Origin of the sequence: Actinacidiphila yanglinensis (assembly GCF_900107965.1) — a bacterium.
In the GTDB taxonomy this organism is placed as follows: domain Bacteria; phylum Actinomycetota; class Actinomycetes; order Streptomycetales; family Streptomycetaceae; genus Actinacidiphila; species Actinacidiphila yanglinensis.
This window is the reverse complement of the sequence record NZ_FNVU01000011.1, coordinates 207,263-234,034: the sequence shown is the minus strand read 5'-3', so window position 1 is coordinate 234,034 and position 26,772 is coordinate 207,263. Positions and strand designations below refer to the sequence as shown.

Sequence of the window (26,772 nt, the reverse complement as noted above, 5' to 3'; positions counted from 1 at the left end):
CGCGCGGGGTAGCCTGCGAAAACACCTTCCCAGAGGAGACGTAGATCACATAGCTTGGAACGTAACCATTACGGGGTTTCGTGGGTCTTATGTCTTGAACACCGGCCCCCGGCGGAGCCGGTGCAGGGGGTTGAGGTACGGTCCGTCTTGGGGGATGGACCGAGTTGCGTCGCCGGGGCGACACCGGGGAGCTTGAGCGGCCCTCCCGGCCGCTTCGTCCCGGCTCGGCGCAGCCGCCACAAAAACGCCCGGTACGGACCCGTGGGGGGATCCGCTCCGGGAAACGGGAGCGCCCCGTGCCGGACCCGTGGGGGGATCCGTCGCGGGGCGCTCTCTTTGCGTGTGCGTCCAGGTCAGCGAGCCTCGACCGGGACGTAGTCGCGCAGGACGACGCCGGTGTAGATCTGGCGCGGCCGACCGATGCGGGAGCCGGGCTCCTTGATCATCTCGTGCCACTGGGCGATCCAGCCGGGCAGCCGGCCGAGCGCGAACAGCACCGTGAACATGCTGGTCGGGAAGCCCATCGCCCGGTAGATCAGGCCGGTGTAGAAGTCCACGTTCGGGTAGAGCTTGCGCGACACGAAGTAGTCGTCGCTGAGCGCGTGCTCTTCCAGCTTGAGCGCGATGTCCAGCAGTTCGTCGGACTTGCCCAGCGCCGAGAGGACGTCGTGCGCCGCGGCCTTGATGATCTTCGCCCGGGGGTCGAAGTTCTTGTAGACGCGGTGCCCGAAGCCCATCAGCTTCACGCCGTCTTCCTTGTTCTTCACCTTGCGGATGAAGGAGTCGACGTCGCCGCCGTCGAGCTTGATGCGCTCCAGCATCTCCAGCACCGACTGGTTCGCGCCACCGTGCAGCGGTCCCCACAGGGCACTGATGCCGGCCGAGATCGACGCGAACAGATTGGCCTGGGAGGAACCGACGAGTCGCACCGTGGACGTCGAGCAGTTCTGCTCGTGGTCGGCGTGCAGGATGAGCAGCTTGTCCAGGGCGCTGACCACGACGGGGTCGAGCTGGTACTCCTCCGCCGGGACGGAGAAGGTCATCCGCAGGAAGTTCTCCACGTACCCGAGGTCGTTGCGCGGGTAGACCACGGGCTGCCCGACGGACTTCTTGTACGCGTACGCCGCGATGGTCGGCAGCTTGGCGAGCAGCCGGATCGTGGACAGGTCGCGCTGCTGCGGGTCGAACGGGTTGTGGCTGTCCTGGTAGAACGTCGACAGCGCGCTGACCACGGAGGACAGCATCGCCATCGGATGGGCGTCCCGCGGGAAGCCGTCGTAGAACCGTTTGACGTCCTCGTGCAGCAGGGTGTGCTGGGTGATCTGGCCCTGGAACTCCGAGAGCTCGTCGACGGTCGGCAGCTCACCGTTGATCAGCAGGTACGCGGTCTCCAGGAAGGAGCCGCGCTCGGCGATCTGCTCGATCGGATACCCGCGGTAGCGCAGGATGCCCTGCTCACCGTCGAGGAAGGTGATCGCGGACTTGTACGCCGCGGTGTTGCCGTAGCCGCTGTCCAGGGTGACCAGCCCGGTGTCGGCACGCAGCTTGCCGATGTCGAAGCCCTTGTCGCCGACGGTGCTGTCCACAACGGGGTAGCTGTATTCGCCGTCCCCGTACCGCAGTACTACAGAGTTGTCGCTCACGTCATTCCCTCACCGACGGTTTTGCCTCTTCTTCGAGGTGCCCTGACTACGACCACTGTCCCCCATTTGGCACTGGGGTGTGCACTCGGGGTCGGCCATCGGGCCGAAAAGTGGCACGGAGTGCCTATTTTGCGCCCAGATCAAGCCGATGGTCGAGAGCCGTGAACCGGCGACCCGCGGAGACGGTACGGACCGCCTGACCGATCGCACGACGCGAGCCCACCAGTACGACCAGCCGTTTCGCCCGTGTGACGGCGGTGTAGAGCAGGTTGCGCTGCAACATCATCCAGGCCCCGGTGGTGACGGGGATCACCACCGCCGGATACTCGCTGCCCTGGGACCGGTGGATGGTCACGGCGTAGGCATGGCTCAACTCGTCCAGCTCGTCGAAGTCGTATCCGATCTCCTCGTCCTCGTCCGTCCGGACCGTCAGCCGCTGCTCGACCACGTCGAGGCCGGTGACCACGCCGACCGTCCCGTTGAAGACGCCGTTGGCACCCTTGTCGTAGTTGTTGCGGATCTGGGTGACCTTGTCGCCGACCCGGAAGGTGCGACCGCCGAACCTGCGCTCGGCCACGTCCGGGCGGGCCGGGGTGACCGCCTGCTGGAGGAGCCCGTTGAGTGCGCCCGCTCCGGCCGGGCCGCGGTGCATGGGGGTGAGTACCTGGACGTCACGACGGGCGTCGAGGCCGAACCTGGCCGGAATCCGCCGTGCGACGACGTCCACCGTGAGCCGGGCCGCCTCCTCCGAGTCCTCCTCGGCGAAGAGAAAGAAATCAGCCAGTCCCTGGGTGACCGGCGGCACCCCCGAATTGATCCGGTGCGCGTTCGTCACCACCCCGGACTCCTGGGCCTGCCGGAAGATCCTGGTCAGCCGGACCGCCGGGACCGGACCGCCGGGCGCCAGCAGGTCACGCAGCACCTCACCGGCGCCCACGCTCGGCAACTGGTCCACATCGCCGACGAACAGCAGGTGCGCACCCGGCGGCACCGCCTTCACCAGCTTGTTCGCCAGCAGCAGGTCCAGCATCGACGCCTCGTCGACCACCACCAGGTCGGCGTCGAGCGGCCGGTCACGGTCATAGGCCGCGTCGCCGCCCGGTTTGAGCTCCAGCAGCCGGTGCACGGTCGACGCCTCGGCGCCCGTCAGCTCGGCGAGCCGCTTGGCGGCCCGACCGGTGGGTGCGGCGAGCACCACCTTGGCCTTCTTGGCCAGTGCCAGGGCCACCACGGACCGCACAGTGAAGGACTTGCCGCAGCCCGGGCCTCCGGTGAGCACCGCCACCTTCTGCGTGAGCGCCAGCCGCACCGCCTCCTGCTGCTCGGGGGCGAGGTCCGCACCGGTCCTCTCGGCGAGCCAGGCCAGCGCCTTGTCCCAGGCCACGTCCTGGAACCCCGGCATCCGGTCCTCTGATCCGCGCAGCAGCCGCAGCACCTGAGCGGCGAGGGCTATCTCCGCGCGGTGGAACGGCACCAGGTACACCGCCTTGATCGGCTCCCCCGAGCCGTCGGGCGACGGCACGCTCTCCCGCACCACCCCCTCGTCGTCGGCCAACTCGCCGAGGCACTCGATCACCAGGCCGATGTCCACCTGGAGCAGCTTCACCGCGTCGGCTATCAGCCGCTCCTCCGGCAGGTAGCAGTTGCCGCTGTCGGTGGCCTGCGAAAGGGCGTACTGGAGGCCGGCCTTGACGCGCTCGGGGCTGTCGTGCGGAATCCCCACCGCCTGCGCGAGCCGGTCCGCGGTCAGGAAGCCGATGCCCCACACCTCCGAGGCGAGGCGGTATGGCTGGTTCTTCACGACGGAGATCGAGCCGTCTCCGTAACTCTTGTAGATCCGCACGGCGATGGAGGTGGACACCCCGACGCCCTGGAGGAAGACCATCACCTCCTTGATCGCCTTCTGCTCCTCCCATGCGGCGGCGATCAGCTTGGTCCGCTTCGGCCCGAGCCCCGGCACTTCCACCAGCCGGGTCGGCTCGGTCTCGATGACGTCCAGCGTGTCGGTGCCGAAGTGCTCGACGATGCGCTCCGCGATGCGCGGCCCGATCCCTTTGATCAGGCCCGATCCCAGGTAGCGCCGGATGCCCTGGATCGTGGCCGGCAGGACCGTCGTGTAGTTCTCCACCGTGAACTGCTTGCCGTACTGAGGGTGGGAACCCCAACGGCCGTGCATGCGCAGGGACTCGCCCGGCTGGGCGCCGAGCAGGGCGCCCACCACCGTCAGCAGGTCGCCGGAACCGCGGCCGGTGTCGACCCGCGCGACGGTGTAACCGTTGTCCTCGTTGGCATACGTGATGCGCTCGAGGACGCCCTCCAGGACCGAGAGGTGCGGGGCCTCACCCATCTGCGGTCTCCCTTCGGGCCGGTCGGTGATCTGCCCCGAAGGTACTCGCTGTGACCGACAGCGCGTCATCCGTCACCCGCTCGGCTGTGGACACGCGCGCAGGACGGCGCGGAACGCGCCCGGAAAGCGAGAGGGGCCCGGCCGAAGCCGGGCCCCTCTTCCTCCCCCCATACCCCCGAAGCCCCCCTCGGGCGTACCCATCGCAGGCTCCTAAGCACCCTCCCCGGAGCCCTGATGCCATATACGACACGTCGAGTGGGCGAAGGGTTGCACCGAAGACGGCGAAATTCCAAGATCTTTTCAGAGCACGTGCTTCCGGTAGCGATCCGCGACCTCCGAGAGCACTTCGGCACCGTTCCTCGCCCACAGAGCGGGGTTGAAGATCTCCACCTCCACCGCTCCCCGATATCCGGCCTCGTCGACCTGGGTGCGGAATCCCCGCAGGTCGACACAGCCGTCGCCGAGTTGGCCGCGCCCGAGCAGCACCCCTTCGGGCAACGGCGTCACCCAGTCGGCGACCTGGAAGCACGCGATCCGGCCGCCCTCCCCCGCACGCGCGATCCCGGCGTCCGCGCGGTCGTCCCACCACAGGTGGTACGTATCCACCACGACGCCGACCTGGTCAGGCGCGAACCGCTCGGCGATGTCCAGCGCCTGCCCCAGGGTGGAGACGACACAGCGGTCCGAGGCGAACATCGGGTGCAGCGGCTCGATCGCCAGCCGCACACCCCGCTCGGCCGCATACGGCACCAGGGCGCCGATCGCGTCCGCGACCCGTTCCCGGGCCGCGGCGATGTCGCGGTCTCCCTCGGGCAGCCCGCCCGAGACCAGCACCAGAGTGCCGGTGCCGAGCGCGGCGGCCTCATCGATCGCCGCGCGGTTGTCGTCCAAGGAGGCCGCCCGCTCTGCCGGATCGGACGCGGTGAAGAAGCCGCCCCGGCACAGCGAGGTGACCGTGAGCCCGTGGTCGCCCATCAGCGCGGCCGCACGCTGCACGCCGTACTCCTGGACCGGCGCGCGCCACAGGCCGACCGACGTGATGCCCAGGGCGGCACAGCCCTCGGCGAGTTCGGGCAGGGACCACTGCTTCAAGGTCTCCTGGTTGACGCTGAGGCGCGCGAGGTCGTGCGCGGCGTCCTGGGTCGAGGTCATGCGTCCACTCCGTATACGGCCAGCAGCCCGCGCATCCGGACCTCGGCGAGTGCGGGATCGGGGAACAGCCCCACCTGGTCGGCGAGTTCGTATGCCCGCGCGAGGTGCGGCAGCGAGCGGGCGGACTGCAGGCCCCCGACCATGGTGAAGTGCTCCTGGTGGCCGGCCAGCCAGGCGAGCAGGACCACGCCGGTCTTGTAGAAACGGGTGGGCGCCTCGAACAGGTGCCGGGACAGGCCGACCGTCGGGTCCAGCAGCCCGCGGAAGCCGGCCGCATCCCCGGTGTCCAGGGCGCTGACCGCACTGGCGGCCAGCGGCGCGAGCGGGTCGAAGATGCCGAGCAGCGCGTGGCTGAAGCCCTCTTCGTCCCCCTCGATCAGCTCCGGGTAGTGGAAGTCGTCGCCGGTGTAGCAGCGCACACCCTCGGGCAGGCGGCGGCGCAGCGCGACCTCGCGATCCGCGTCGAGCAGCGAGATCTTGATCCCGTCAACCTTGTCCGGGTGGGCGGCGATCACCTCCAGGAACGTCTCCGTCGCCGCGTCCAGGTCGTCGCTGCCCCAGTAACCGGCAAGCGCTGGATCGAACATGGGACCCAGCCAGTGCAGGATCACGGGGTCGGCGCACTGCCGCAGCAGGTGCCCGTAGACCTCCAGATAGTCCTCCGGCCCCTTGGCGACGGCGGCCAGGGCGCGCGAGGCCATCAGGATCGCCTGCGAACCGGCCGCCTCCACTACCGCCAACTGCTCCTCGTAGGCCGACGTGACCTCGGCGAGGGTCGCGGCGGGGCCGGTGAGCTGGTCGGTGCCGACGCCGCAGGCGATCCGCCCGCCGGCGGAGCGCGCCTCGGCGGACGAGCGGCGGATCAGTTCGGCCGCGACCGGCCAGTCCAGCCCCATCCCGCGCTGCGCGGTGTCCATGGCCTCGGCCACCCCGAGCCCGTGGCCCCACAGATGGCGGCGGAAGGCGAGGGTCGCGTCCCAGTCGACGGCCGCGGGCGCGTCCGCCGAGGTGCGCAGCGGATCGGCGACGACGTGTGCGGCCGAGAACACCACCCGGCTGCGCAGGGGCAGCCCCGCCGCAGGAACGACCGGTTCCTGCCTGGGCTCGTAGGCGCGCGACCCACCTGACGTGTCGGGAAGATGGATGGTCACAGCGACAGCTCCGGAACCTCGAACCGGCGGCCCTGCTCGGAGGACTTCAGGCCGAGTTCGGCGAGCTGCACGCCCCGGGCGCCGGCCAGGAGGTCCCACCGCCAGGGCTCATCGAGCGCCACGTGGCGCAGGAAGAGCTCCCACTGGGCCTTGAAGCCGTTGTCGAACTCGGCGTTGTCGGGCACTTCCTGCCACTGGTCGCGGAACGGCTCCGTGGCCGGCAGGTCAGGGTTCCACACCGGCTTGGGCGTGGCGGAGCGGTGCTGGACGCGGCACTTGCGCAGGCCGGCGACAGCGGAGCCGTGGGTGCCGTCCACCTGGAACTCGACCAGCTCGTCCCGGTTGACCCGTACCGTCCACGAGGAGTTGATCTGGGCGATCGCTCCGCCCTCCAGCTCGAAGATGCCGTAGGCGGCGTCGTCCGCGGTGGCGTCGTACGGCTTGTCCTGCTCGTCCCAGCGCTGGGGGACGTGCGTCGCCGCGAGCGCCTGCACGCTGCGCACCCTGCCGAACAGCTCGTGCAGCACGTAGTCCCAGTGCGGGAACATGTCCGCCACGATGCCGCCGCCGTCCTCGGCCCGGTAGTTCCACGAGGGGCGCTGCGCGCTCTGCCAGTCCCCCTCGAAGACCCAGTAGCCGAACTCGCCGCGGACGGAGAGGATCCGGCCGAAGAAGCCGCCCTCGACCAGCCGGCGGAGTTTGAGCAGCCCCGGCAGGAAGAGCTTGTCCTGCACCACTCCGTGCTTGACCCCGGCGGCGTCGGCGAGCCGCGCCAGCTCCAGGGCGCCTGCCAGCGTGGTGCCGGTCGGCTTCTCGCAGTAGATGTGCTTGCCCGCCGCGATGGCCTGCTTGACCGCTTCCTCGCGGGCGGAGGTCACCTGCGCGTCGAAGTAGATGTCGACCGAGGGGTCTGCGAGGACGGCGTCGAGGTCGGTGGTCCAGTGCTCGATGTCGTGCCGTTCGGCGATCGCGCGCAACGCGTGCTCGCGCCTGCCGACCAGGATCGGCTCCGGCCACAGGGTCGTGCCGTCACCGAGGTCGAGGCCGCCCTGCTCGCGCAGGCTGAGGATGGAGCGGACCAGGTGCTGCCGGTAGCCCATGCGTCCGGTGACGCCGTTCATGGCGATCCGCACGGTCTTGCGTGTCATGGATGACTCTCCTGAGCGGTCGAGGTGAGGCGCGAACGCCGACGGTGGGGAATCTGTATAGCAAGCGCTTTCTTCCGCATCACGCTAGCTTGTGAGGACAGGGGTCGACAAGACTCTCCTGGAGGCGCAGGTAAGCGCTTGCTGGAACCCGGCGGGCATCACGGGCCGCCTGGCGGTCCAGCCGCTGCCGCGCGTGCCGCCGAGGTGAGAGCATGTGCCGCGGTGGCCGGACGACGCTTCTCGGCAGGCTCCACGAACCCAGCCGTCGCACGAGGAGGTCAGGACCGATATGGCAGTGACGCTGGCCGACGTCGCGGCGCGCGCAGGCGTGTCGTCGGCGACCGTCTCACGGGTGCTCAACGGCAACTACCCGGTGGCCGGCAGCACGCGCGAGCGGGTACGGCGGGCCGTGGCGGAACTGGACTACGTCGTCAACGGGCAGGCACGGGCCCTCGCGGCCGCCAGCTCCGATCTCGTCGGCGTTCTCGTCAACGACGTGGCGGACCCCTTCTTCGGCCTGATCGCCAGCGCCCTCCAGCGCGAGATCGCGGCAGGCCCCGGGCGCCTCCCGGGCGACGGAAAGCTCGCGGTCGTCTGCAACACCGGTGGTTCGCCCGAGGCCGAACTCACGTATCTCACTCTGCTCGAACGCCAGCGCGCGGCCGGCGTGGTGCTGACCGGCGGCGCGGTCGAGGACCGGCAGCACACCGCCGCGGTGACCGCCCGGCTGGCGCGGCTCGCCGCCTCAGGCACCCGGATCGTGCTGTGCGGGCGCCCCCCACTGCCGGACGCCGGGGCGGAGATCACCACCATCGCCTTCGACAACCGCGGCGGAGCCCGGCGGCTGACCGAGCACCTCCTCTCATTGGGGCACCGCCGGATCGGCTGCGTGGCCGGCCCGCTCGAACGCAGCACGACGCGCCACCGCCTCGAAGGCCACCGGGCGGCTCTCGCGGCGTACGGACTCGCGCCGGAGGTCGCGGCGGGAGAGGAGTTCCGGGATCTGCCGGGCCGGCCCGTCGTGCATGGCGGCTACGACCGCTCCTCCGGCTACGACGGCGCGCTGGAACTCCTGCGCAAGGATCCCGCCGTCACGGCGATCGTGGCGGCCAACGACACGGCCGCGCTCGGGGTCTGCGCGGCTCTTCGCGACCGCGGACTGAGCGTTCCCGGGGATGTCTCCGTGGCGGGCTTCGATGATCTGCCCTTCAGCGTGGACGCCGCACCCGCGCTGACCACGGTGCGGATCCCGCTCCAGGAGGCCGGCGCACGGGCCGGCCGGTTGGTGCTGGGACGGTCGGCTCCGCCGCCCGGTGCGATGGCCACGGTGGCCACCGAGTTGATGGTCCGCGGCTCCACCGCGCCGCCGTCCGGCAGCGCCCGCTGAGAGTTGTCCACAGGCTGGGAAACGGGGCTTTCGCCCGGCGTCGGCGCGGGCATACCTTTGACTCAGGCAAAGAAATTTCGGAATCGAGGTCGTCATGGCAATCCAGGAGATCCGCGCGTTCAACCGCTTCTACACCAACCTCATCGGCGCGCTCGACTACAGCCGCCACCTGCACACGCCGTTCACGCTGACCGAGGCCCGCGTGCTCTACGAACTCGCGCACGGGCGCCGCACGGATGCGGCCGACCTGCGGGTGGAGCTGTCGCTCGACGCCGGTCATCTCAGCCGGATGCTGGCGAGGTTCGAGGAGCGGCAGCTCGTCACGCGCAGACCCTCCGACGAGGACGCGAGGCGGCAGCGGATAGAGCTGACCGCGCACGGGAAAGAGGCGGCCTCCTTGCTGGAGGAGCGTTCTCGTGAGGCGGTGGGTGCTCTCGTCGGCCGGATAGCGCCGGCGGACAGGCCGCGGCTGACGGAGGCGATGAGCACGGTGCGGGAGATCCTGCATGACGACCACCGGATCACCACCGGTCCGCGGGTGAAGCTGCGCTCCCCCCGTCCGGGCGACCTGGGCTGGGCGATCGAGCGCAATGCCGCGGTCTACGCGGCCGAGTACGGATGGGATGAGGGATACGAAGCCCTGGTGGCGCGGATCGTGGCGGACTTCGCCGCCGATCACGACCCCGAGCGTGAGGCCATGTGGGTGGCCGAACTCGACGGGGAGCGGGCCGGATGCGTCTTCTGCGTCCGGGACGAAGCACCCGACACCGCGCGGTTGAGACTGCTGCTGGTCGATCCGGCCGCACGCGGACACGGGATAGGCGGGCGGCTGGTGGACACGTGCGTCGCGTTCGCCCGTCAGGCCGCTTACACCGAACTCGTACTGTGGACCAACGACGTGCTGGCCGACGCGCGCAGGATCTACGAGCGGGCAGGTTTCGAGCTGGTCGCCGAGCAGCAGCACCAGAGTTTCGGGCACCGGTTGACGGGCCAGGACTGGCGTTTGGGGCTGTAGCCGGAGCGGGGGAAGGGCGTGCCGGCCGGGCGTGCTCAAGAGGCCGGAGCGCGGCTCGCCGGACCTGATCCCTGTTGACCGAGCGCTGACCCGTGCCTAGTGTCCGGCGAATGAGATTCGCCTTCTCCACACTCGGACTTCCCGCACTGCCCGTCGAGCAGGTACTGCAGCTCGCGGCGGAGCACGGCTACCACGGCGTCGAGTTGCGCGCGAGCGAGGAGGAACCGGTCCACCCGGGACTGTCCGCCGGTGAACGCGCCCGCGTGGCCGAGCAGTTCGCCTCGGCAGGCATCACCGTCCTCACTGTCGCCGCCTACGCCAAGGTGGCCGCGCCCGGCGAGGACGGCCCGGTGCTGGCCGAGATCGAGGCCGCGTTGGACCTCGCTGCCGACCTGGGGGCCTCCTTCGTCCGGGTCTTCCCGGGCGGCGGCGACCTGCCCGCGGCCGAGGCCGATGCTCTGGCCGAGCGCCGGCTGGCCGCGGTGGCGCCACTCGCGGCGGACCGCGGAGTGCGCGTGCTGCTGGAGACGCACGACTCGCACCGGGCCGGCGCCGACGTGGCGCGGGTGCTGGGCACCGTCGGGCACCGCGCGGTGGGAGCGATCTGGGATGTGATGCACACCTGGCTTGCCGGGGAGCAGCCGTCCTCGACGTATCCGGCGCTCGCGCCCTTCCTGGGCTACGTGCAGGTCAAGGACATCGCCTCGACCGAGGACCGGACGCCGCTGCCGCTCGGCAAGGGCGCGCTGCCGCTGGCGGAGACCGTCGAGGTGCTCAGCCGCGCCGAGTGGGACGGATGGCTGTGCTGGGAGTACGAGAAGAGGTGGTATCCGCAGGCGGAGGACCTGCCGGGCCTGTTGGAGGCGGGGCGGGAGCATCTGGCGCGGCTGCTGTCGGAGTCGGCCTGAGCCGTGTGGCTCCGCCGGGTCGCCGACCCGCGGAGGCCGGGGTGCCCCCGTGCGTCGGGCAGCGGGTCGGCACCGAGCTGGTAGGGAGAGGGAAAGGGGACCGGGAGCGTGCTCGATCTCGCGCGGCTGAAGGCGTTGCACGCGGTGCACACCCACGGGTCGATCGGGGCGGCGGCCGCGGCACTGGGTTACACGCCGTCGGCGATCTCCCAGCAGATCGCGAAGCTGGAGCGCGAGGCCGGATCGGTGCTGCTCGAACGGCAGGGCCGCGGGGTGGCGCTGACCGATGCGGCGCGGCTGCTGGTGGACACGGCGCAGGAGCTGATGCGGGTGGTCGAGGCGGCGGAGGTCGCCTTGGAGGAGCAACGCGGCCGTCCGGGAGGGCGGTTGACGGTGGCGGCCTTCCCCACCGCGGCCTGCGGGCTGCTGCCGTCGGTGCTCGCCGAGTTGGCCGCCGCGTACCCGGCGCTGGACCTGCGGTTGGTCGAGGTGGACGCCCATCTGTCGGTCGACCTGGTGGCTCGGGGCGCGGTCGACCTGGCGGTGGCGCACGACTGGGACATCGCTCCGTTGCCGGTGCCGGACGGGCTGGGACGGGTGGTCATCGGGGACGACCGGTGCGATGTGCTGGTGCCCGCGGAGCACCGGTTGGCTGACCGGGAGGCGGTGCAGCGGGCCGACGTCGCGAGCGAGCGGTGGATCTGCCAGCCGCCCGGATCGGTGTGCCACGAGTGGCTGGTACGGACGCTGCGGGAGTCCGGCACCGAACCCGATATGGCCTACCAGGTGGGTGAGTACGGCACTCAGGTGGCCCTGGTGCAGGCCGGGTTGGGCATCGCGCTGGTGCCGCGGCTGGGCAGGGGGCCGCTGCCCGACGGGGTGCGGGTGCTGCGGCTGGATCCGGCGCCGGTACGGAGGTTGTACGCGCTGTGGCGGGAGGGCGCGTCGCGGCGGCCGTCGATCACGGCCGCCGTCGACACGCTGCGGGCCCACTGGGCGGACGCCGCCTGACCTTGGGCCGGGTCCGGCCCCGCTCGGGCGGCAGGGCCGGACCGGCTGGGTGCGACGGGGCTCAGGCCGCCGCGCGGACCTCGCCGGTGAAGGTCCGCCACAGCTCGGCGTACCTACCGCCCCGGGCGAGCAGTTCGTCGTGGGTGCCGTCCTCGATGACACGGCCGTGGTCGAGGACCACGACCCGGTCGGCCCGGGCGGCGGTGCTGAGCCGGTGCGCGACCACCAGGGTGGTGCGGCGCACGGAGAGCCGGTCGGCGGCCTGGTTGACCAGGGCCTCGGTGGCGAGGTCGAGCGCCGCGGTGGCCTCGTCGAGCAACAGGACGACGGGATCGACGAGTTCGGCGCGGGCCAGCGCGATCAGTTGCCGCTGTCCCGCGGAAAGGTTCCGGCCGCGCTCGGTGACCTGGTGGAGGTAGCCGCCTTCGAGCGTCGCGATCATCGCGTCGGCGCCCACCGCGCGGGCGGCGGCCTCCACCTCGGCGTCGGTCGCGTCCATCCGCCCGTAGGCGATGGCGTCGCGGATGGTGCCCGCGAACAGGTACGGCTCCTGGGGGACGACACCGAGTTGCTGCCGGTAGCCGGTCAGGTCGAGTTCGCGGATGTCGGTGCCGTCGACGAGCACCGCACCGCCGGTCGGGTCGTAGTAGCGCGCGACGAGCTTGACGAGTGTCGACTTTCCCGCACCGGTCTCACCGACGAAGGCGACGGTCTGGCCCGCCGGCACCCGCAGGTCGATGCCGGACAGGGCGTCGGCACCCTCGGCGTCGGCCCCGCCGTAGCGGAAGTGGACGTCCTGGAAGGTGATCTCGCCCCGCAGGCGCTGCACCGGTCGCGGGTCCCGCACTGCGGGCGTGGTGGTGGGTTCGCGCAGCAGTTCGCGGATACGGCCGAGCGAGACGCTGGCCTGCTGGAAGCCGTCGAAGACCTGGGAGAGCTGCTGCACGGGGGAGAAGAACAGGTCGATGTAGAGCAGGTAGGCGACCAGGGCGCCGGCGGTGAGGGTGCCCGCGTCGACCCGGTGGGCGCCGACGATCAGCACCAGTGCCGCGGCCGCGCTGGACAGCAGTTGCACGAAGGGGAAGTACACCGAGATCAGGAACTGGCCGCGCACCCGGGCGGTGCGGTACTCGTCGCTGCGGGTGAGGAAGCGCCGGGCACCGTGCTGCTCGCCGCGGAACGCCTGGACCACCCGCAGGCCGGCGACGTGCTCCTGCAGGTCGGCGTTGACGACCGCGATCCGCTCGCGCGCGGATTCGTACGCCCGCACGGACTTGCGGCGGAAGATCCAGGTGCCGATCACCAGCAGGGGCAGGGTGGCGAAGACCATCAGGGCCAGCTGGACGTCGATGGCCAGCAGCGCCACCAGGATGCCGACGAAGGTCAGCACGCTGACCAGAGCCGTGACCAGGCCCGTCTGGAGGAACGTGGACAGCGCGTCCACGTCCGTGGTCATCCGGGTCATGATGCGACCGGACAACTCCCGCTCGTAGAAGTCGAGTCCGAGCCGGTGCAGGTGGGCGAAGATCTTCACACGCAGCGTGTACAGGACGCGCTCGCCGGTGCGGCCGGTCAGCAGGGTCGAGCCCCACTCCACCACCCACTGCACCAGGACCAGACCCAGCCCGAGCAGGGAGGACGTCCACACCGCCTGCAGCGCATGCTGCCGCACGCCCGCGTCGATGCCGTGCCGGATCAGGATCGGCAGCAGCAGTCCCGCGATGGCGTCGACGGCGACGAGCAGCAGGCTGAGCAGCAGCGGGGTGCGGAAGCCGCGCAGCATGCTTCGCAGCCCGAAGACGCGGTCGGCGCCGCGTGCCTCGTCCTCGTCGACGTCCGGGGTGTCGAGGGCGGGCGGGAGTTCCGCGACCTTGGCGAGCAGGTCCGGGGTGGCGGGCATGCCGGCGAGCGCGCCCGCCATTCCGCCCGGCCCGGCCGTGGCCCGGCGCGCGGTCGCGGCCGACGGCACCGGCGCCGCCGAGCGGCCGTCGGTGTCGTCCTCGTCGGTCGGCCTGAGGTGCTCGGGCCACAGCTCCGGGGTGATGCCTGCCGCGTCCCGCACCGACTCCGCCTCGGCCACCGCGTCGTCCTCGGCCAGCAGCAGGCAGTCCGGGTCGGTGCAGGTGCCGTCGGCGGCAAGGTCGTGGCCGCATGGCGCCGGGGTCCGCGCCGCCGAGACGCCGGCCGGGTCGAGTTCGACCACGTCGGCACCGAGCGCGTCGGGGTCGGTGAGCAGCGCACGGTACAGCGGGCTCCGGGCCTGGAGTTCGTCGTGGGTGCCCACGTCGGCCAGCCGCCCCGCGTCCAGGACGGCGATCCGGTCGGCGAGGGCGAGGGTGGAGCGGCGGTGGGCGATCAGCAGGGTGGTGCGGCCGCGCATCACCTCGCGCAGCGCGTCGAAGATCTCCGCCTCGACGCGCGCGTCCACCGCAGAGGTGGCGTCGTCCAGGAGCAGCAGCCGGGGGTCGGTGAGTATCGCGCGGGCCAGGGCGACGCGCTGCCGCTGGCCGCCGGAGAGGGTCAGGCCCTGCTCGCCGACCACCGTGTCGTAGCCGTCGGGGAGGGCGCTGATGAAGTCGTGCGCCTGGGCGGCGCGGGTGGCCGCCAGGACCTCCTCGTCGGTGGCGTCGGGCTTGCCGTAGGCGATGTTGGCCCGGACGGTGTCGGAGAACAGGAAGCTGTCCTCGGGGACCAGCCCGATCGCCGACCGCAGTGAGGAGAAGGTCAGCTCGCGGACGTCGACACCGCCGATGCGGACCGCGCCGCCGGTCACGTCGTACATCCGGGGCAGCAGCAGGGAAACGGTGGACTTGCCGGAACCGGAGGCGCCGACGACGGCGACCGTCTCGCCCGGTTCGATACTCAGGTCGAAGCCGTCGAGGACGGGACGCTGGGTGCTGTAGCCGAAGGAGACGTGGTCGAAGTCGACCGTGGCGGGGGCGTTCGGCGGCAGGGTCTTGGTGCCCTCTTCGAGGGTGGGGCGGGTGTCGATGAGTTCGAGGACGCGCTCGACTCCGGCGCGGGCCTGCTGGCCGACGGTCAGCATCATGGTCAGCATCCGGACCGGGCCGGTCAGCTGGGCGAGGTAGGTGGAGAAAGCGACGAAGGTGCCCAGGGTGATCTGGCCGCGGGCGGCCATCCAACCGCCGAGGGCGAGCATGCCGATCTGCCCGAGCGAGGGGACCGCCTGGAGCGCAGGGGTGTACCGGGCGTTGAGCCGGACGGTGCGAAGCCGGCCGGCGAACAGGCGGCGGCCCACTTTCTGCAGCTTGTCCATCTCCTGCTGCTCCTGGCCGAAGCCCTTGACCACCCGCACGCCGGTGACCGACCCGTCGACGATTCCCGCGACGGCCGCCGCCTGCCCCTGGGCGTACCAGGTCGCGGGGAAGAGCCGCTTGCGGGAACGGTTGGCGATGAACCACAGGGCGGGGGCGACGGCCAGCGCGACCAGGGTCAGCGTCGGCGAGAGGACGAACATCACCACGAGGGAGAGGAGGAACAGCAGGAGGTTGCCGATCATGACGGGCAACATGAACAGCAGCCCCTGGATCAGCTGGAGGTCACTGGTGGCGCGGCCGACGACCTGGCCGGTGCTCAGCTCGTCCTGGCGGCGGCCGTCCAGCCGCATGATCGACCGGAACATCTCGTCCCGCAGGTCGTGCTGCACGTCGAGCGCGAGCCGACCGCCGTAGAACCGCCGCATGTAGGTCAGGACGTAGACCACGACGGCGGCGACCAGCAGCGCGATCGCCCAGGGGGCGAGCGGCTTGTCGTGCTTGACGATGACGTCGTCGATGATCAGCTTGGGGACGAGCGGCACGAGGGCGGTGACGCCCATGCCCGCCAGGGACGCGCCGAGCGATAGCAGCACATTGCGCCGGTACCGCCACGCATAGCCGGTCAGCCTGCGGAGCCACCCCTGCTCGGGGTCGCCCTCGGCTGCCGTGCCCGCCCGCGCCTTCCTCACGCCGTCCTCCACCACGCTGTCGTCCACCCCTGCCGCTGCTTCCTCTACCTGCTACCGACGCTGCCAACGCGCCGGGTGCCGCGTTTCATCCTCCCGCAACAAAACCAACGACCAAAGTCGCACAGGAGTGCGACTTTGGTCGTAATCAGTTCGAGTGATTCGGCAGGCTCAGCGGGCCGCCGCGATCTGCCGGCACATGATCGTCGTGAGCTCGTAGGCGGTGTGGGAGGCCGCGACCGAGGTGATCTCGGCGTGGTCGTAAGCCGGGGCGACCTCCACCACGTCGGCCGAGACCAGGTGGCAGCCGGCCAGGCCGCGCAGGATCTCCAGCAGTTCGCGGGAGGTGAGACCGCCGGCCTCGGGGGTCCCGGTGCCCGGGGCGTGCGCGGGGTCGAGGACGTCGATGTCGACCGAGACGTACAGGGGCCGGTCGCCGATCCGCTCGCGCAGCTGCTGCGCGACCTCGTCGACACCGCGACGCATCACGTCGGCGGAGGTGACGATGCCGAAGCCCATCTTCTCGTCGTCGTCGAGGTCCTTCCGGCCGTAGAGCGGGCCGCGGGTTCCCACGTGGGACAGCGCGGAGGTGTCGAGGAGGCCCTCCTCCACCGCCCGCCGGAACGGCGTCCCGTGCGTGTACGCGGCGCCGAAGTAGGTGTCCCAGGTGTCGAGGTGGGCGTCGAAGTGGAGCAGCGCCACCGGCCCGTGCCGGCGGGCGACCGCGCGGAGCAGCGGCAGTGCGATCGTGTGGTCCCCGCCGAGTGTCATGAGGCGGGCGCCGGTGCCGAGCAGCTCGTCGGCGGCGCCCTCGACGGTCTCCACCGCCTCGCCGATGTCGAACGGGTTGGCGGCGATGTCGCCCGCGTCGGCGACCTGGGCGAGCGCGAAGGGCGACGCGTCCTGTGCGGGGTTGTACGGGCGCAGCAGCCGGGACGCCTCCCGGATGGCGTTGCCGCCGAACCGCGCCCCGGGACGGTAGGACACCCCTGTGTCGAAGGGCACGCCGACGACGGCGACGTCCGCAGCACCCACTTCGTCGAGCCTCGGCAGCCGGGCGAAGGTCGCGGGGCCCGCGTAGCGCGGGACGCGCGAGGAGTCGACGGGGCCGCGCGGCTGTGCGCTGCTCATGGTGGCTGCCTCTTCTCGGTACGGCTCCTGCCGGAACAGCTCTTCCGATACGGCTCCTGCCGGCACCGGGTACGTGCGGCCGACCCTACGGTCCCGGGCCGGCCTGCCGGAATGTACGTTTCCTCCAATCGGCGCCGGTGATTACGCCTCGGCGTCGATCCGGGGGACGTCGCGTAGCAGGACGCGAGGGCGGGAGAATGTGACCATGCCCATGGATCCTCTGCCCGCCACTCCCAGCCGCCAGGCCCTCGTCTCGCACCTGATACGCACCCGGATCGCCGGGGACGTCGCCACCACGCGCGAGAACAACCTCGACCACTACCGGGAGCTCGCCGAGGGCAACCGGTACTTCTGGTTCGGGCTGGACCTCGGCGACCGGTGGACCGAGGAGTCGGCGGTGCTGGAGCTGATGGCCGAGCGCTGCGGGGTGGTCGCCGATCCGGAACACCTGCACGGGCAGGACACCATCGATCCGGAGCTGACCATCGACGCACTGGACCGGATGGCGGAGGTACTGAAGAAGGCGACGGAGAACCGTTCGACGGTCCTACTGGCCAGCGGCCATCCTGCGGGGTTGTTCGCGGTCCACACCGTGCTGGCGAGCGGGTTGCGGGCGGCCGGCTGCCATGTGGTCGGACCGGCCGAGAACCTTTACGCGGACGGCGGTGAGATCCGGTACATGGGGGGCGTGTTCATGCTGCACCGGGGCGGCAGCCTGGTGCACACGCACTCCCCGGAGCCGATGAACGAGGTGCTGAACGCCCTGGAGCGCGACGGGCGCGGGCTGCCGGATCTCGTGGTGGCCGACCATGGCTGGGCGGGCTGCGCCGGTGCGCGGGGGATCGACACGGTGGGCTTCGCGGACTCCAACGACCCCGCGCTCTTCGTCGGCGAGGCCGAGGACGACGTCCTGGTGACCGTGCCCCTCGACGACAACGTGCAGCCCCACTTCTACGCGCCGATGGCGTCCTACCTGCTGGACGCGGCCGACCTGCGCGGTCGGCCCGCCGCCCCGCGGCCGGGCGGTGGCGGCCGGCACCGCCCCGACCCGCGCACCAAAAGGACCAGGACCCGCAAGACCCGCGACTAGAGATCCCGGGGTCGCAGGCAAGGGCCCTCAGGCGCGCGGGACCCGGACCAGGCCCTCCTGGATCACCGACACGGCCAGCCGGCCGTCCTGGGTGTAGATCCGGGCGGTGCCGAGTCCGCGGCCGCCCGAGGCGGACGGGCTCTGCTGGTCGTACAGCAGCCACTCGTCGGCACGGAACGGGCGGTGGAACCACATGGCGTGGTCGAGGCTCGCGCCCACCACGTCGCCGACCGCCCAGCCGCCGCGCCCGTGCGCAAGGAGCACCGAGTCGAGCAGCGTCATGTCCGACACGTAGGTGGCCAGGCACACATGCAGCAGGGCGTCGTCGGCGAGCTTGCCGCGGGTGCGGAACCACACCTGGGAGCGCGGCTCGCGCCGCACTCCCGCGGTGAGGAACGGCGGGTCCTCGACGTAGCGCAGGTCGACGGCGGCACGCGCTTCGAGCAGCCGGTCGACGACGGTCGGGTCCGGGAACTTGTCGGCGTGCGCGGGCAGCAGTTCCTCGGCGGACGGGAGCCCCTCGGGGTCGGGCGCCTGCGGCATCGGCTCCTGGTGCTCCAGGCCGTCCTCGTGAACCTGGAAGGACGCCGACAGGTGGAAGATCGGCTGGCCGTGCTGGATCGCGACGACCCGGCGGGTGGTGAAGGAGCGGCCGTCTCGGATCCGGTCGACCTGGTAGACGATCGGCGCACCCGGATCGCCCGGCCGCAGGAAGTAGGCATGCAGGGAGTGCGCGGCGCGTTCCTCGGGCACGGTGCGCCCGGCGGCGACCAGCGCCTGTGCGGCGACCTGGCCGCCGAACACGCGCGGTACCACCGCCGAGCGGCTGAAGCCCCGGAAGATGTCCTGCTCGATCCGCTCCAGATCGAGCAGGTCGAGCAGGGACTCCAGGGGTGTTGTCTTCTCGTTCACAGGCCCATCGACTTGGCGATGATCGACTTCATGACCTCACTGGTCCCGCCGTAGATCCGGTTGACCCGGTTGTCCGCGTACAGGCGGGCGATCGGGTACTCGTTCATGTAACCGTATCCGCCGTGGAGCTGGAGGCAGCGGTCGATGACACGCCCGGCGACCTCGGTGCAGAAGAGCTTGGCCGAAGCGGCGTCCGCGGCGGACAGCTCGCGCAGGTCGTGGGCCTCCAGCGCGCGGTCCACGACGGCCTCGGCGGCGTCGACCTCGGCCTTGCAGGCGGCGAGCTCGAACTTGGTGTTCTGGAAGGACGCGACGGTCTTGCCGAAGACGGTGCGGTCCTGGACGTACTGCTGCGCGAAGCGGACCGCGGCCGCGGCCTGGGAGTAGGCGCCGACAGCGATGGCCAGCCGCTCCTGGGGCAGGTTCTGGCCGAGGTAGGAGAAGCCCTTGCCCTCCTCGCCGAGCAGGTCCTCCAGCGGCACGCGGACGTCGGAGAAGGACAGCTCCGCGGTGTCGGAGGTCTTCAGGCCGAGCTTGTCCAGCTTGCGGCCGACCGCGTAGCCCTCGGACTTGGTGTCCACGACGAAGAGGGAGATGCCGGCGCGGCGGTCCTCGGCGCTGGGCGGCGCGGTGCGGGCGCAGACGATGACGCGGTCGGCGTGGACGCCGCCGGTGATGAACGTCTTCGCGCCGTTGAGGACGTAGTGGGTGCCGTCGGCGGCGAGCTTGGCGGTGGTCTTCATGCCGGCCAGGTCGGAACCGGTGCCGGGCTCGGTCATCGCGATGGCGAACATCGTCTCGCCGGTGACGAAACCGGGCAGCCAGCGCTTCTTCTGCTCCTCGGTGCCGTAGGCCATCACGTACGGCAGGCAGAGGCCGACGTGGACGCTGCTGCCGCCGAAGCTGACACCCGCGCGGGCGCACTCCTCGCTCAGCACGGCCTGGAACTTGAAGCTGTTCTCGCCCGCGCCGCCGAACTCCTCGGGCACCTCGATGCCGAAGACGCCCAGCTCGCCGAGCTTGTAGTAGAACTCCCGCGGCACCTGCCCAGCCGCCAGCCACTCGTCGTACACGGGGACGACCTCGGCCTCGACGAAGGCGCGTATCGTCTCGCGGAATGCTTCGTGGTCCTCGTTGAACACCGTACGACGCACAGCGCGCCTCCCATCGCGAGAATTAAGCAAGCGCTCAGAAAGTTACCCGCCGGTCGTCATCACTGTCCAGGGCGGGTCCGCCGTCGAGTGCCTCCAGGGCGCTGAGCGCGAGGCGATGGAGCAGGGCCGCCATTCCGGCGCGGTCGGGCAGCCCCGACTGGGCGCCGAGGTGGGGCGTGGAGTTCAGCAGGCCGAACACGGCGTGCACCGCGGCCCGCGCCTCCAGTTCGGTGGCGTCGGGGTACACACGGCGGACCACCGCCACCCACTCCTCCACGTACTGCCGCTGGAGCTGACGGACCAGCTTGCGGTCGGAGTCACGCAGCCGGTCCAGCTCGCGGTCGTGCAGGGTGATCAACGGCCGGTCGTCGATCGCGAAGTCGATGTGGCCGCGGATCAGCGCGTCCAGCGCCTCGGCGGGGTCCGCCGCCTCGGCCACCCGCATCCGGCCCGCGGACAGCAGCCGGTCGCTGATCCCGACCAGCAGCTCGGCGAGCATCGCGTCCTTCCCGGCGAAGTGCCGGTACAGCCCCGGACCGCTGATGCCCACCGCGGCCCCTATCTCGTCGACGCCGACCCCGTGGAACCCGCGCTCGGCGAAGAGCCGCGCGGCCTCTCGGAGGATCTGCTCGCGCCGGTTTTCCACAGCCTTCGTCGGACTCATGAAATTGAGTCTAGACAATCCCGTTAGCGAGCGTTAACGTGGAGTCATCAGGTTAACGCTCGCTAACACTCGGGGGGCCGACCCATGGCAGCACCCGCCCTGTCCAGCGCCGCAGATCCGGCGTCGGAGGCGTTCCGCGCCAACACGCAGGCGCACACCGCGCTCACCGCGACCCTGCGGGACAAGCTTGCCGCCGCACGGCTCGGCGGCGGGGAGAAGGCGCGCGCGCGGCACACGTCCAGGGGAAAACTGCTGCCGCGCGACCGGGTGGACGGGCTCCTCGACCCCGGCTCCCCCTTCCTTGAGCTGGCCCCGCTCGCCGCCGACGGGATGTACGACGGGCAGGCGCCCGCCGCGGGGGTGATCGCGGGCATCGGCCGGGTCTCGGGCCGGGAGGTCGTGGTGGTGGCCAACGACGCCACCGTCAAGGGCGGCACCTACTACCCGATCACCGTGAAGAAGCACCTGCGCGCCCAGGAGGTCGCTCTCGACAACCGGCTGCCGTGCGTCTACCTCGTGGACTCCGGCGGCGCCTTCCTCCCCCGGCAGGACGAGGTCTTCCCCGACCGCGAGCACTTCGGCCGGATCTTCTACAACCAGGCCACCATGTCCGCCCGCGGCATCCCGCAGATCGCGGCGGTGATGGGCTCGTGCACGGCCGGCGGCGCCTACGTCCCGGCGATGAGCGACGAGGCGGTCATCGTGCGGAACCAGGGCACGATCTTCCTGGGCGGTCCGCCCCTGGTGAAGGCCGCCACCGGCGAGGTGGTCACCGCCGAGGAACTGGGCGGCGGCGAGGTGCACTCCCGCACCTCCGGCGTCACCGACCATCTCGCCGAGGACGACGCACACGCCCTCAGCATCGTCCGCGACATCGTGGCGACCCTGCCCGCGCGGGGAGCGCCACCGTGGACGGTGCGGCCCGCGGAGCCGCCCGCCGTCGACCCGGCGGGGCTGTACGGAGCGGTGCCGGCGGACTCCCGCACGCCGTACGACGTGCGGGAGGTGATCGCCCGGCTGGTGGACGGCAGCCGCTTCGCGGAGTTCAAGGCGGAGTACGGCACGACGCTGGTCACCGGGTTCGCCCATGTGCAGGGCCACCCGGTCGGCATCGTGGCGAACAACGGCATCCTGTTCGCCGAGTCGGCGCTGAAGGGCGCGCACTTCATCGAGCTCTGCGACCAGCGCGGCATCCCGCTGCTGTTCCTCCAGAACATCTCGGGCTTCATGGTGGGCCGGCAGTACGAGGCGGGCGGTATCGCCAAGCACGGCGCCAAGATGGTGACCGCAGTGGCCTGCGCCCGGGTGCCCAAGCTGACCGTGGTGATCGGCGGCTCCTACGGCGCGGGCAACTACTCGATGTGCGGCCGGGCCTACAGTCCGCGCTTCCTGTGGATGTGGCCCAACGCCAAGATCTCGGTGATGGGCGGCGAGCAGGCCGCGTCGGTGCTGGCGACCGTGAAGCGGGACCAGTTGGCGGCCGCCGGCGAGAAGTGGAGCGAGCAGGCGGAGGAGACGTTCAAGGCGCCGATCCGCGAGCAGTACGAGACCCAGGGCAATGCCTACTACGCGACGGCCCGGCTGTGGGACGACGGCGTGATCGACCCGCTGGAGACCCGCACCGTGCTGGGCCTGGCGCTCACCGCCTGCGCCAACGCGCCGCTGCCCGCAGCCGATCCGACCGCGCCGGGCTACGGCGTCTTCCGGATGTGAGGGCCGAGATGATCAGCAGTCAGATCCCGAACCGGCCGGCGATGTTCGGCACCGTGCTCGTGGCCAACCGGGGTGAGATCGCCGTGCGGGTGATGCGCACCCTGCGGGAGTCGGGGGTGCGGTCGGCGGCCGTTTTCACCGAGGCGGACGCCGGGGCCCGGCACGTGCGGGAGGCCGACACCGCGGTGCGGGTGGGCAGTTACCTGTCGGCGGCCGACCTGGTGGCGGCCGCCGGTGCGGTCGGCGCCCAGGCGGTCCACCCCGGCTACGGATTCCTCGCCGAGAACGCGGGCTTCGCCCGGGCCTGCGCGTCCGCCGGGCTGGTCTTCATCGGGCCGCCCGCCGACGCGATCGAGCTGATGGGCGACAAGATCCGGGCCAAGCAGACCGTGCGGGCCGCCGGGGTCCCGGTGGTGCCCGGCAGCACCGGCAGCGGGCTCACCGACGGCGAACTCGCGGAGGCCGCGCGGGAGATCGGTATGCCGGTCCTGCTCAAGCCGTCGGCGGGCGGCGGCGGCAAGGGCATGCGGCTGGTGCGGGACGCGGAGCGGCTGGCCGAGGAGATCGCGGCGGCCCGGAGGGAGGCGCGCGGCTCGTTCGGCGACGACACGCTGCTGGTGGAGCGATGGGTGGACCGGCCGCGGCACATCGAGATCCAGGTGCTGGCCGATGCGCACGGCAATGTCGTTCACCTGGGCGAGCGGGAGTGCTCGCTGCAGCGACGGCACCAGAAGGTGATCGAGGAGGCGCCGTCGGTGCTGCTCGACCCGGCCACCCGGGCGGCGATGGGCGAGGCGGCGGTCCAGGCCGCCCGGTCCTGCGGGTACACCGGGGCGGGCACGGTGGAGTTCATCGTGCCGGGGGCCGACCCGGCCGCCTACTACTTCATGGAGATGAACACCCGGCTCCAGGTGGAGCATCCGGTCACGGAGCTGGTGACCGGGCTGGACCTGGTGGAGTGGCAGCTGCGGGTGGCCTGCGGGGAGCCGCTGGACTTCGGGCAGCAGGACGTGACGCTGACCGGGCATGCGATCGAGGCGCGGATCTGCGCGGAGACCGCCCGGCCGGGCGACGGCGGCGTGGACTTCCTGCCCTCGGCGGGCACCGTGCTGGAGCTGCGCGACCCGACGGGCCCGGGCGTGCGGGTGGACTCGGGGCTGGCGCCGGGCACGGAGGTGGGCACGTCCTACGACCCGATGCTCGCCAAGGTGATCGCGCACGGCCCGGACCGGGCGACGGCGCTGCGCAGGCTGCGGGCCGCCCTGGCCGGCACGGTCGTGCTGGGCCTGGAGACGAACACCGGGTTCCTGCGCCGGCTGCTGGCCCATCCGGCCGTGGTCGCGGGCGAGTTGGACACCGGGTTGATCGACCGGCACGCCGCGGACCTGCTTCCGGAGGCGGTGCCCGACGAGGTGTACGAGGCGGCGGCGCTGCTGCGGCAGCGGGAACTGGGGGCGGCGGCCGAGGGCGGCGGATGGGTCGACCCGTTCTCGGTGCCGAGCGGGTGGCGGCTGGGCGGAGAGCCGGCCTGGACGGTGCACCATCTGCGCGTGCCCGGCCGGGAGCCGGTGCGGGTGGGGGTGCGCGACGGCCGGGTGCGGGTGGGCGACGGTTCTGAGGTGCCCGCGCGGATCGACGTGGCGGGAGCGCGGGTGCACCTGTACCGGGACGGAATGGCGTGCACCTTCGACCGGGCCGGCGACTGGCTGGGGCGGGACGGCGACAGTTGGCGGGTCCAGTCGTACGACCCGGTGGCGGCAGCCCTGACCGGGGCCGCGGCCGGCCCCGGCGGCGGCGCGCTGACCGCCCCGATGCCGGGCACGGTCACGGTGGTGAAGGTCGCCAAGGGCGACCAGGTGGTGGCCGGTCAGAGCCTGCTGGTGGTGGAGGCGATGAAGATGGAGCACGTGATCGCCGCCCCGCACGACGGGACGGTGACAGAGATCGATGTCACCGCCGGGGCCACCGTGGCGATGGACCAGGTGCTGGCGGTGGTGGTTCCGGCAAGCGAGCCGGATGCCGCGGCGCCCGGCTCCGGGGAGGCGTCATGACCGACCGCGAGACGCCGACCGAAGCCGGGCGCGGGACCACCGACACGGGCAGGGGCACGAACGCGACCAGCACGAACACCAGAACCAGCCCCAGCACCGAAGGGCTCCCCGCGGGACTGCCGATGCCCGTCCCGATGCCCGGCCTGCCGGAACACGTCCGCATCCACGAAGTGGGCGCCCGGGACGGCCTGCAGAACGAGAAGACGACGGTGCCCACCGACGTGAAGGCGGAGTTCGTCCACCGGCTGGCCGAAGCGGGGCTGACCACGATCGAGGCGACCAGCTTCGTCCACCCGGCGTGGGTACCGCAGTTGGCGGATGCCGCGGAGCTGATGCCGCTGCTCGCCGACCTGACCGTGGACCCGGGACTGCGCCTGCCGGTGCTGGTGCCGAACGCCCGGGGGCTGGAGCGGGCGCTCGCGCTGGGGGTGCGGGAGATCGCGGTGTTCGGCAGCGCCACCGAGTCCTTCGCCCGGGCGAACCTGAACCGCACGGTGGAGGAGTCGCTGGCGATGTTCGAGCCGGTGGTGGCGCGGGCCCGGTCGGAGGGGTTGCGGGTGCGCGGCTATCTGTCGATGTGCTTCGGCGACCCCTGGGAAGGCCCGGTCCCGGTCAAGCAGGTGGCCGAGGTCGCCCGCCGGCTGTACGAACTCGGCTGCACCGAGTTGAGCCTCGGCGACACCATCGGTGTGGCGACGCCGGGCCATGTCGTCGCGCTGCTGGACGAGCTGACCGGCGGCGGGGTCCCGACGGACCACCTCGCGGTGCACTTCCACGACACCTACGGCCAGGCGCTGTCGAACACCCTGGCCGCGCTCCAGCGGGGCGTCGGCGTCGTCGACGCGTCGGCGGGCGGCCTCGGCGGCTGCCCGTACGCCAAGAGCGCCACCGGAAACCTGGCCACCGAAGACCTCGTCTGGATGCTGCACGGGCTCGGCATCCGGACCGGGGTCGACCTCGACCGCCTCAGCGCCACAAGCGTCTGGATGGCGGAGCAGTTGGGACGGCCGAGCCCGTCCCGTACCGTCCGCGCCCTGACCCACCGGGAGCAGTAGCCATGTCGATCGAGCATCGTCTGTCCGAGGAGCACGAGTCGCTGCGGGCGACCGTAGCGGAGTTCGCGCGCGACGTGGTCGCGCCGAAGATCGGCGACTTCTACGAGCGTGAGGAGTTCCCGTACGAGATCGTGCGGGAGATGGGGCGGATGGGCCTGTTCGGGCTGCCGTTCCCCGAGGAGTACGGCGGGATGGGCGGGGACTACTTCGCGCTGGGGCTGGCGCTGGAGGAGCTGGCCCGGGTGGACTCGTCGGTGGCGATCACGCTGGAAGCGGGGGTGTCGCTGGGAGCGATGCCGGTCTTCCGGTTCGGCACCGAGGAGCAGAAGCGGACCTGGCTGCCGCAGTTGTGCGCGGGCGAGATGCTGGGGGCGTTCGGGCTCACCGAGCCGGAGTGCGGTTCGGACGCGGGCGGCACCAGGACCACCGCCCGGCTGGACCGGGAGAGCGACGAGTGGGTGATCAACGGCACGAAGTGCTTCATCACCAACTCCGGCACCGACATCACCGGCCTGGTCACGGTGACCGCGGTGACCGGCCGCAAGGACGACGGCCGGCCGCGGATCTCGTCGATCATCGTCCCGTCCGGCACGCCGGGGTTCACGGTGTCGAAGAAGTACAGCAAGGTCGGCTGGAACGCCTCGGACACCCGGGAGCTGTCCTTCGTGGAGTGCCGGGTGCCGGCGGCGAATCTGCTGGGCGAGGAGGGCCGGGGGTACGCCCAGTTCCTGCGCACCCTGGACGAGGGGCGGGTCGCGATCTCCGCGCTGGCCACCGGACTTGCCCAGGGGTGCCTGGACGAGTCGCTGGCGTACGCGCAGCAGCGGCAGGCGTTCGGCCGGCCGATCGGCGCGAACCAGGCGATCCAGTTCAAGCTGGCGGACATGGAGATGCGCGCCCACACCGCACGGCTGGCCTGGCGGGACGCGGCGTCGCGGCTGGTGAGCGGGGAGGCGTTCAAGAAGGAGGCGGCGCTCGCGAAGCTCTACACCTCCGAGGTCGCGGTGACCAACGCCCGCGAGGCCACCCAGATCCACGGCGGATACGGCTTCATGAACGAGTACCCGGTGGCCCGGATGTGGCGCGACGCCAAGATCCTGGAGATCGGCGAGGGCACCAGTGAAGTCCAACGGATGCTGATCGCAAGGGAGTTGGGGTTGGCCGGATAGCGGCGGCGCGCGAGGGCGACGGCGGGGCGGAAGGGCCGGGTGGGCCTGCAGAGGGCGGCTGAGTTAGGTTAGGCTCACCTTACTCAGCCCCCCAGTGAGAGGTCCGC

Annotated in this window: 19 protein-coding genes; 9 read left to right on the top strand and 10 right to left on the bottom strand. The window is 71.4% G+C overall.

Going from position 1 to position 26,772, the window contains the following annotated elements; all coding sequences use genetic code 11:
* Positions 1–353 precede the first annotated feature (353 nt).
* The 5 genes from C4U44_RS25005 to C4U44_RS24985 all read right to left on the bottom strand — a co-directional run bounded on the left by C4U44_RS25005 (position 354) and on the right by C4U44_RS24985 (position 7,441).
* Positions 354–1,643, bottom strand: coding sequence for a citrate synthase (locus C4U44_RS25005; RefSeq protein ID WP_103888237.1), 1,290 nt, complete (start codon positions 1,641–1,643; stop codon positions 354–356).
* A gap of 124 nt (positions 1,644–1,767) precedes the next feature.
* Positions 1,768–3,990 (bottom strand): SF1B family DNA helicase RecD2, encoded by a 2,223-nt coding sequence (gene recD2 / locus C4U44_RS25000; RefSeq protein WP_103888236.1) that lies wholly within the window; start codon positions 3,988–3,990, stop codon positions 1,768–1,770.
* A 300-nt stretch (positions 3,991–4,290) separates the two neighbouring features.
* Complete coding sequence (locus tag C4U44_RS24995; protein WP_103888235.1) at positions 4,291–5,142, bottom strand: sugar phosphate isomerase/epimerase family protein; 852 nt, start codon at positions 5,140–5,142, stop codon at positions 4,291–4,293.
* Entirely contained in the window at positions 5,139–6,293 is a 1,155-nt protein-coding gene (locus tag C4U44_RS24990; RefSeq protein WP_103888234.1) for a dihydrodipicolinate synthase family protein, read from the bottom strand. Before C4U44_RS24990 ends, C4U44_RS24995 begins: the two co-directional genes overlap by 4 nt.
* Complete coding sequence (locus C4U44_RS24985; RefSeq protein WP_103888233.1) at positions 6,290–7,441, bottom strand: Gfo/Idh/MocA family protein; 1,152 nt, start codon at positions 7,439–7,441, stop codon at positions 6,290–6,292. The genes C4U44_RS24990 and C4U44_RS24985 overlap by 4 nt, the downstream gene beginning before the upstream one ends.
* 289 nt (positions 7,442–7,730) lie before the next feature.
* Here C4U44_RS24985 and C4U44_RS24980 point away from each other — a divergent pair, with 289 nt between their 5' ends.
* The 4 genes from C4U44_RS24980 (at position 7,731) to C4U44_RS24965 (ending at position 11,762) form a co-directional block, all read left to right on the top strand.
* On the top strand, positions 7,731–8,828 hold the full coding sequence (locus C4U44_RS24980) for a LacI family DNA-binding transcriptional regulator (RefSeq protein ID WP_103888232.1): 1,098 nt from the start codon (positions 7,731–7,733) through the stop codon (positions 8,826–8,828).
* 94 nt (positions 8,829–8,922) lie between these two features.
* Entirely contained in the window at positions 8,923–9,843 is a 921-nt protein-coding gene (locus C4U44_RS24975; protein WP_103888231.1) for a bifunctional helix-turn-helix transcriptional regulator/GNAT family N-acetyltransferase, read from the top strand.
* Between the two features lie 110 nt (positions 9,844–9,953).
* Positions 9,954–10,751: a sugar phosphate isomerase/epimerase family protein gene (locus C4U44_RS24970; RefSeq protein ID WP_103888230.1), complete on the top strand. Its 798-nt coding sequence runs from the start codon at positions 9,954–9,956 to the stop codon at positions 10,749–10,751.
* Between the two features lie 108 nt (positions 10,752–10,859).
* Positions 10,860–11,762: a LysR family transcriptional regulator gene (locus C4U44_RS24965; RefSeq protein ID WP_103888229.1), complete on the top strand. Its 903-nt coding sequence runs from the start codon at positions 10,860–10,862 to the stop codon at positions 11,760–11,762.
* Positions 11,763–11,823: 61 nt separating this feature from the next.
* Here C4U44_RS24965 and C4U44_RS24960 read toward each other — a convergent pair whose 3' ends face one another.
* On the bottom strand, positions 11,824–15,729 hold the full coding sequence (locus C4U44_RS24960; protein WP_103888301.1) for an ABC transporter ATP-binding protein: 3,906 nt from the start codon (positions 15,727–15,729) through the stop codon (positions 11,824–11,826).
* A gap of 168 nt (positions 15,730–15,897) precedes the next feature.
* Positions 15,898–16,857: an agmatinase gene (speB, locus tag C4U44_RS24955; protein WP_103888228.1), complete on the bottom strand. Its 960-nt coding sequence runs from the start codon at positions 16,855–16,857 to the stop codon at positions 15,898–15,900.
* 205 nt (positions 16,858–17,062) lie between these two features.
* On the opposite strand from speB, the gene C4U44_RS24950 reads away from it, so the two are divergent.
* On the top strand, positions 17,063–17,947 hold the full coding sequence (locus C4U44_RS24950) for a phosphatase (protein ID WP_103888227.1): 885 nt from the start codon (positions 17,063–17,065) through the stop codon (positions 17,945–17,947).
* Positions 17,948–17,974: 27 nt separating this feature from the next.
* Here C4U44_RS24950 and tesB read toward each other — a convergent pair whose 3' ends face one another.
* The 3 genes from tesB to C4U44_RS24935 are packed head-to-tail and all read right to left on the bottom strand — an operon-like array spanning position 17,975 to position 20,677.
* Positions 17,975–18,859, bottom strand: a complete 885-nt coding sequence (tesB, locus tag C4U44_RS24945; RefSeq protein ID WP_103888226.1) for an acyl-CoA thioesterase II — start codon at positions 18,857–18,859, stop codon at positions 17,975–17,977.
* Positions 18,856–20,013 carry an acyl-CoA dehydrogenase family protein gene (locus C4U44_RS24940; protein ID WP_103888225.1) on the bottom strand — a complete coding sequence of 386 codons (1,158 nt, stop codon included), beginning with the start codon at positions 20,011–20,013 and terminating at the stop codon, positions 18,856–18,858. Before C4U44_RS24940 ends, tesB begins: the two co-directional genes overlap by 4 nt.
* 34 nt (positions 20,014–20,047) lie before the next feature.
* Positions 20,048–20,677 carry an SACE_7040 family transcriptional regulator gene (locus C4U44_RS24935; RefSeq protein ID WP_103888224.1) on the bottom strand — a complete coding sequence of 210 codons (630 nt, stop codon included), beginning with the start codon at positions 20,675–20,677 and terminating at the stop codon, positions 20,048–20,050.
* Between the two features lie 84 nt (positions 20,678–20,761).
* Here C4U44_RS24935 and C4U44_RS24930 point away from each other — a divergent pair, with 84 nt between their 5' ends.
* The 4 genes from C4U44_RS24930 (at position 20,762) to C4U44_RS24915 (ending at position 26,665) form a co-directional block, all read left to right on the top strand.
* Positions 20,762–22,390 carry a carboxyl transferase domain-containing protein gene (locus C4U44_RS24930; protein ID WP_103888223.1) on the top strand — a complete coding sequence of 543 codons (1,629 nt, stop codon included), beginning with the start codon at positions 20,762–20,764 and terminating at the stop codon, positions 22,388–22,390.
* 41 nt (positions 22,391–22,431) lie between these two features.
* The gene (locus C4U44_RS24925; protein ID WP_103888300.1) at positions 22,432–24,441 is read left to right on the top strand and encodes an acetyl/propionyl/methylcrotonyl-CoA carboxylase subunit alpha; all 2,010 of its coding nucleotides are present in this window, start codon (positions 22,432–22,434) and stop codon (positions 24,439–24,441) included.
* A 122-nt stretch (positions 24,442–24,563) separates the two neighbouring features.
* Positions 24,564–25,496: a hydroxymethylglutaryl-CoA lyase gene (locus tag C4U44_RS24920; RefSeq protein WP_103888299.1), complete on the top strand. Its 933-nt coding sequence runs from the start codon at positions 24,564–24,566 to the stop codon at positions 25,494–25,496.
* A gap of 2 nt (positions 25,497–25,498) precedes the next feature.
* Positions 25,499–26,665 carry an acyl-CoA dehydrogenase family protein gene (locus tag C4U44_RS24915; RefSeq protein WP_103888222.1) on the top strand — a complete coding sequence of 389 codons (1,167 nt, stop codon included), beginning with the start codon at positions 25,499–25,501 and terminating at the stop codon, positions 26,663–26,665.
* The last annotated feature ends 107 nt before the right edge of the window (positions 26,666–26,772 follow it).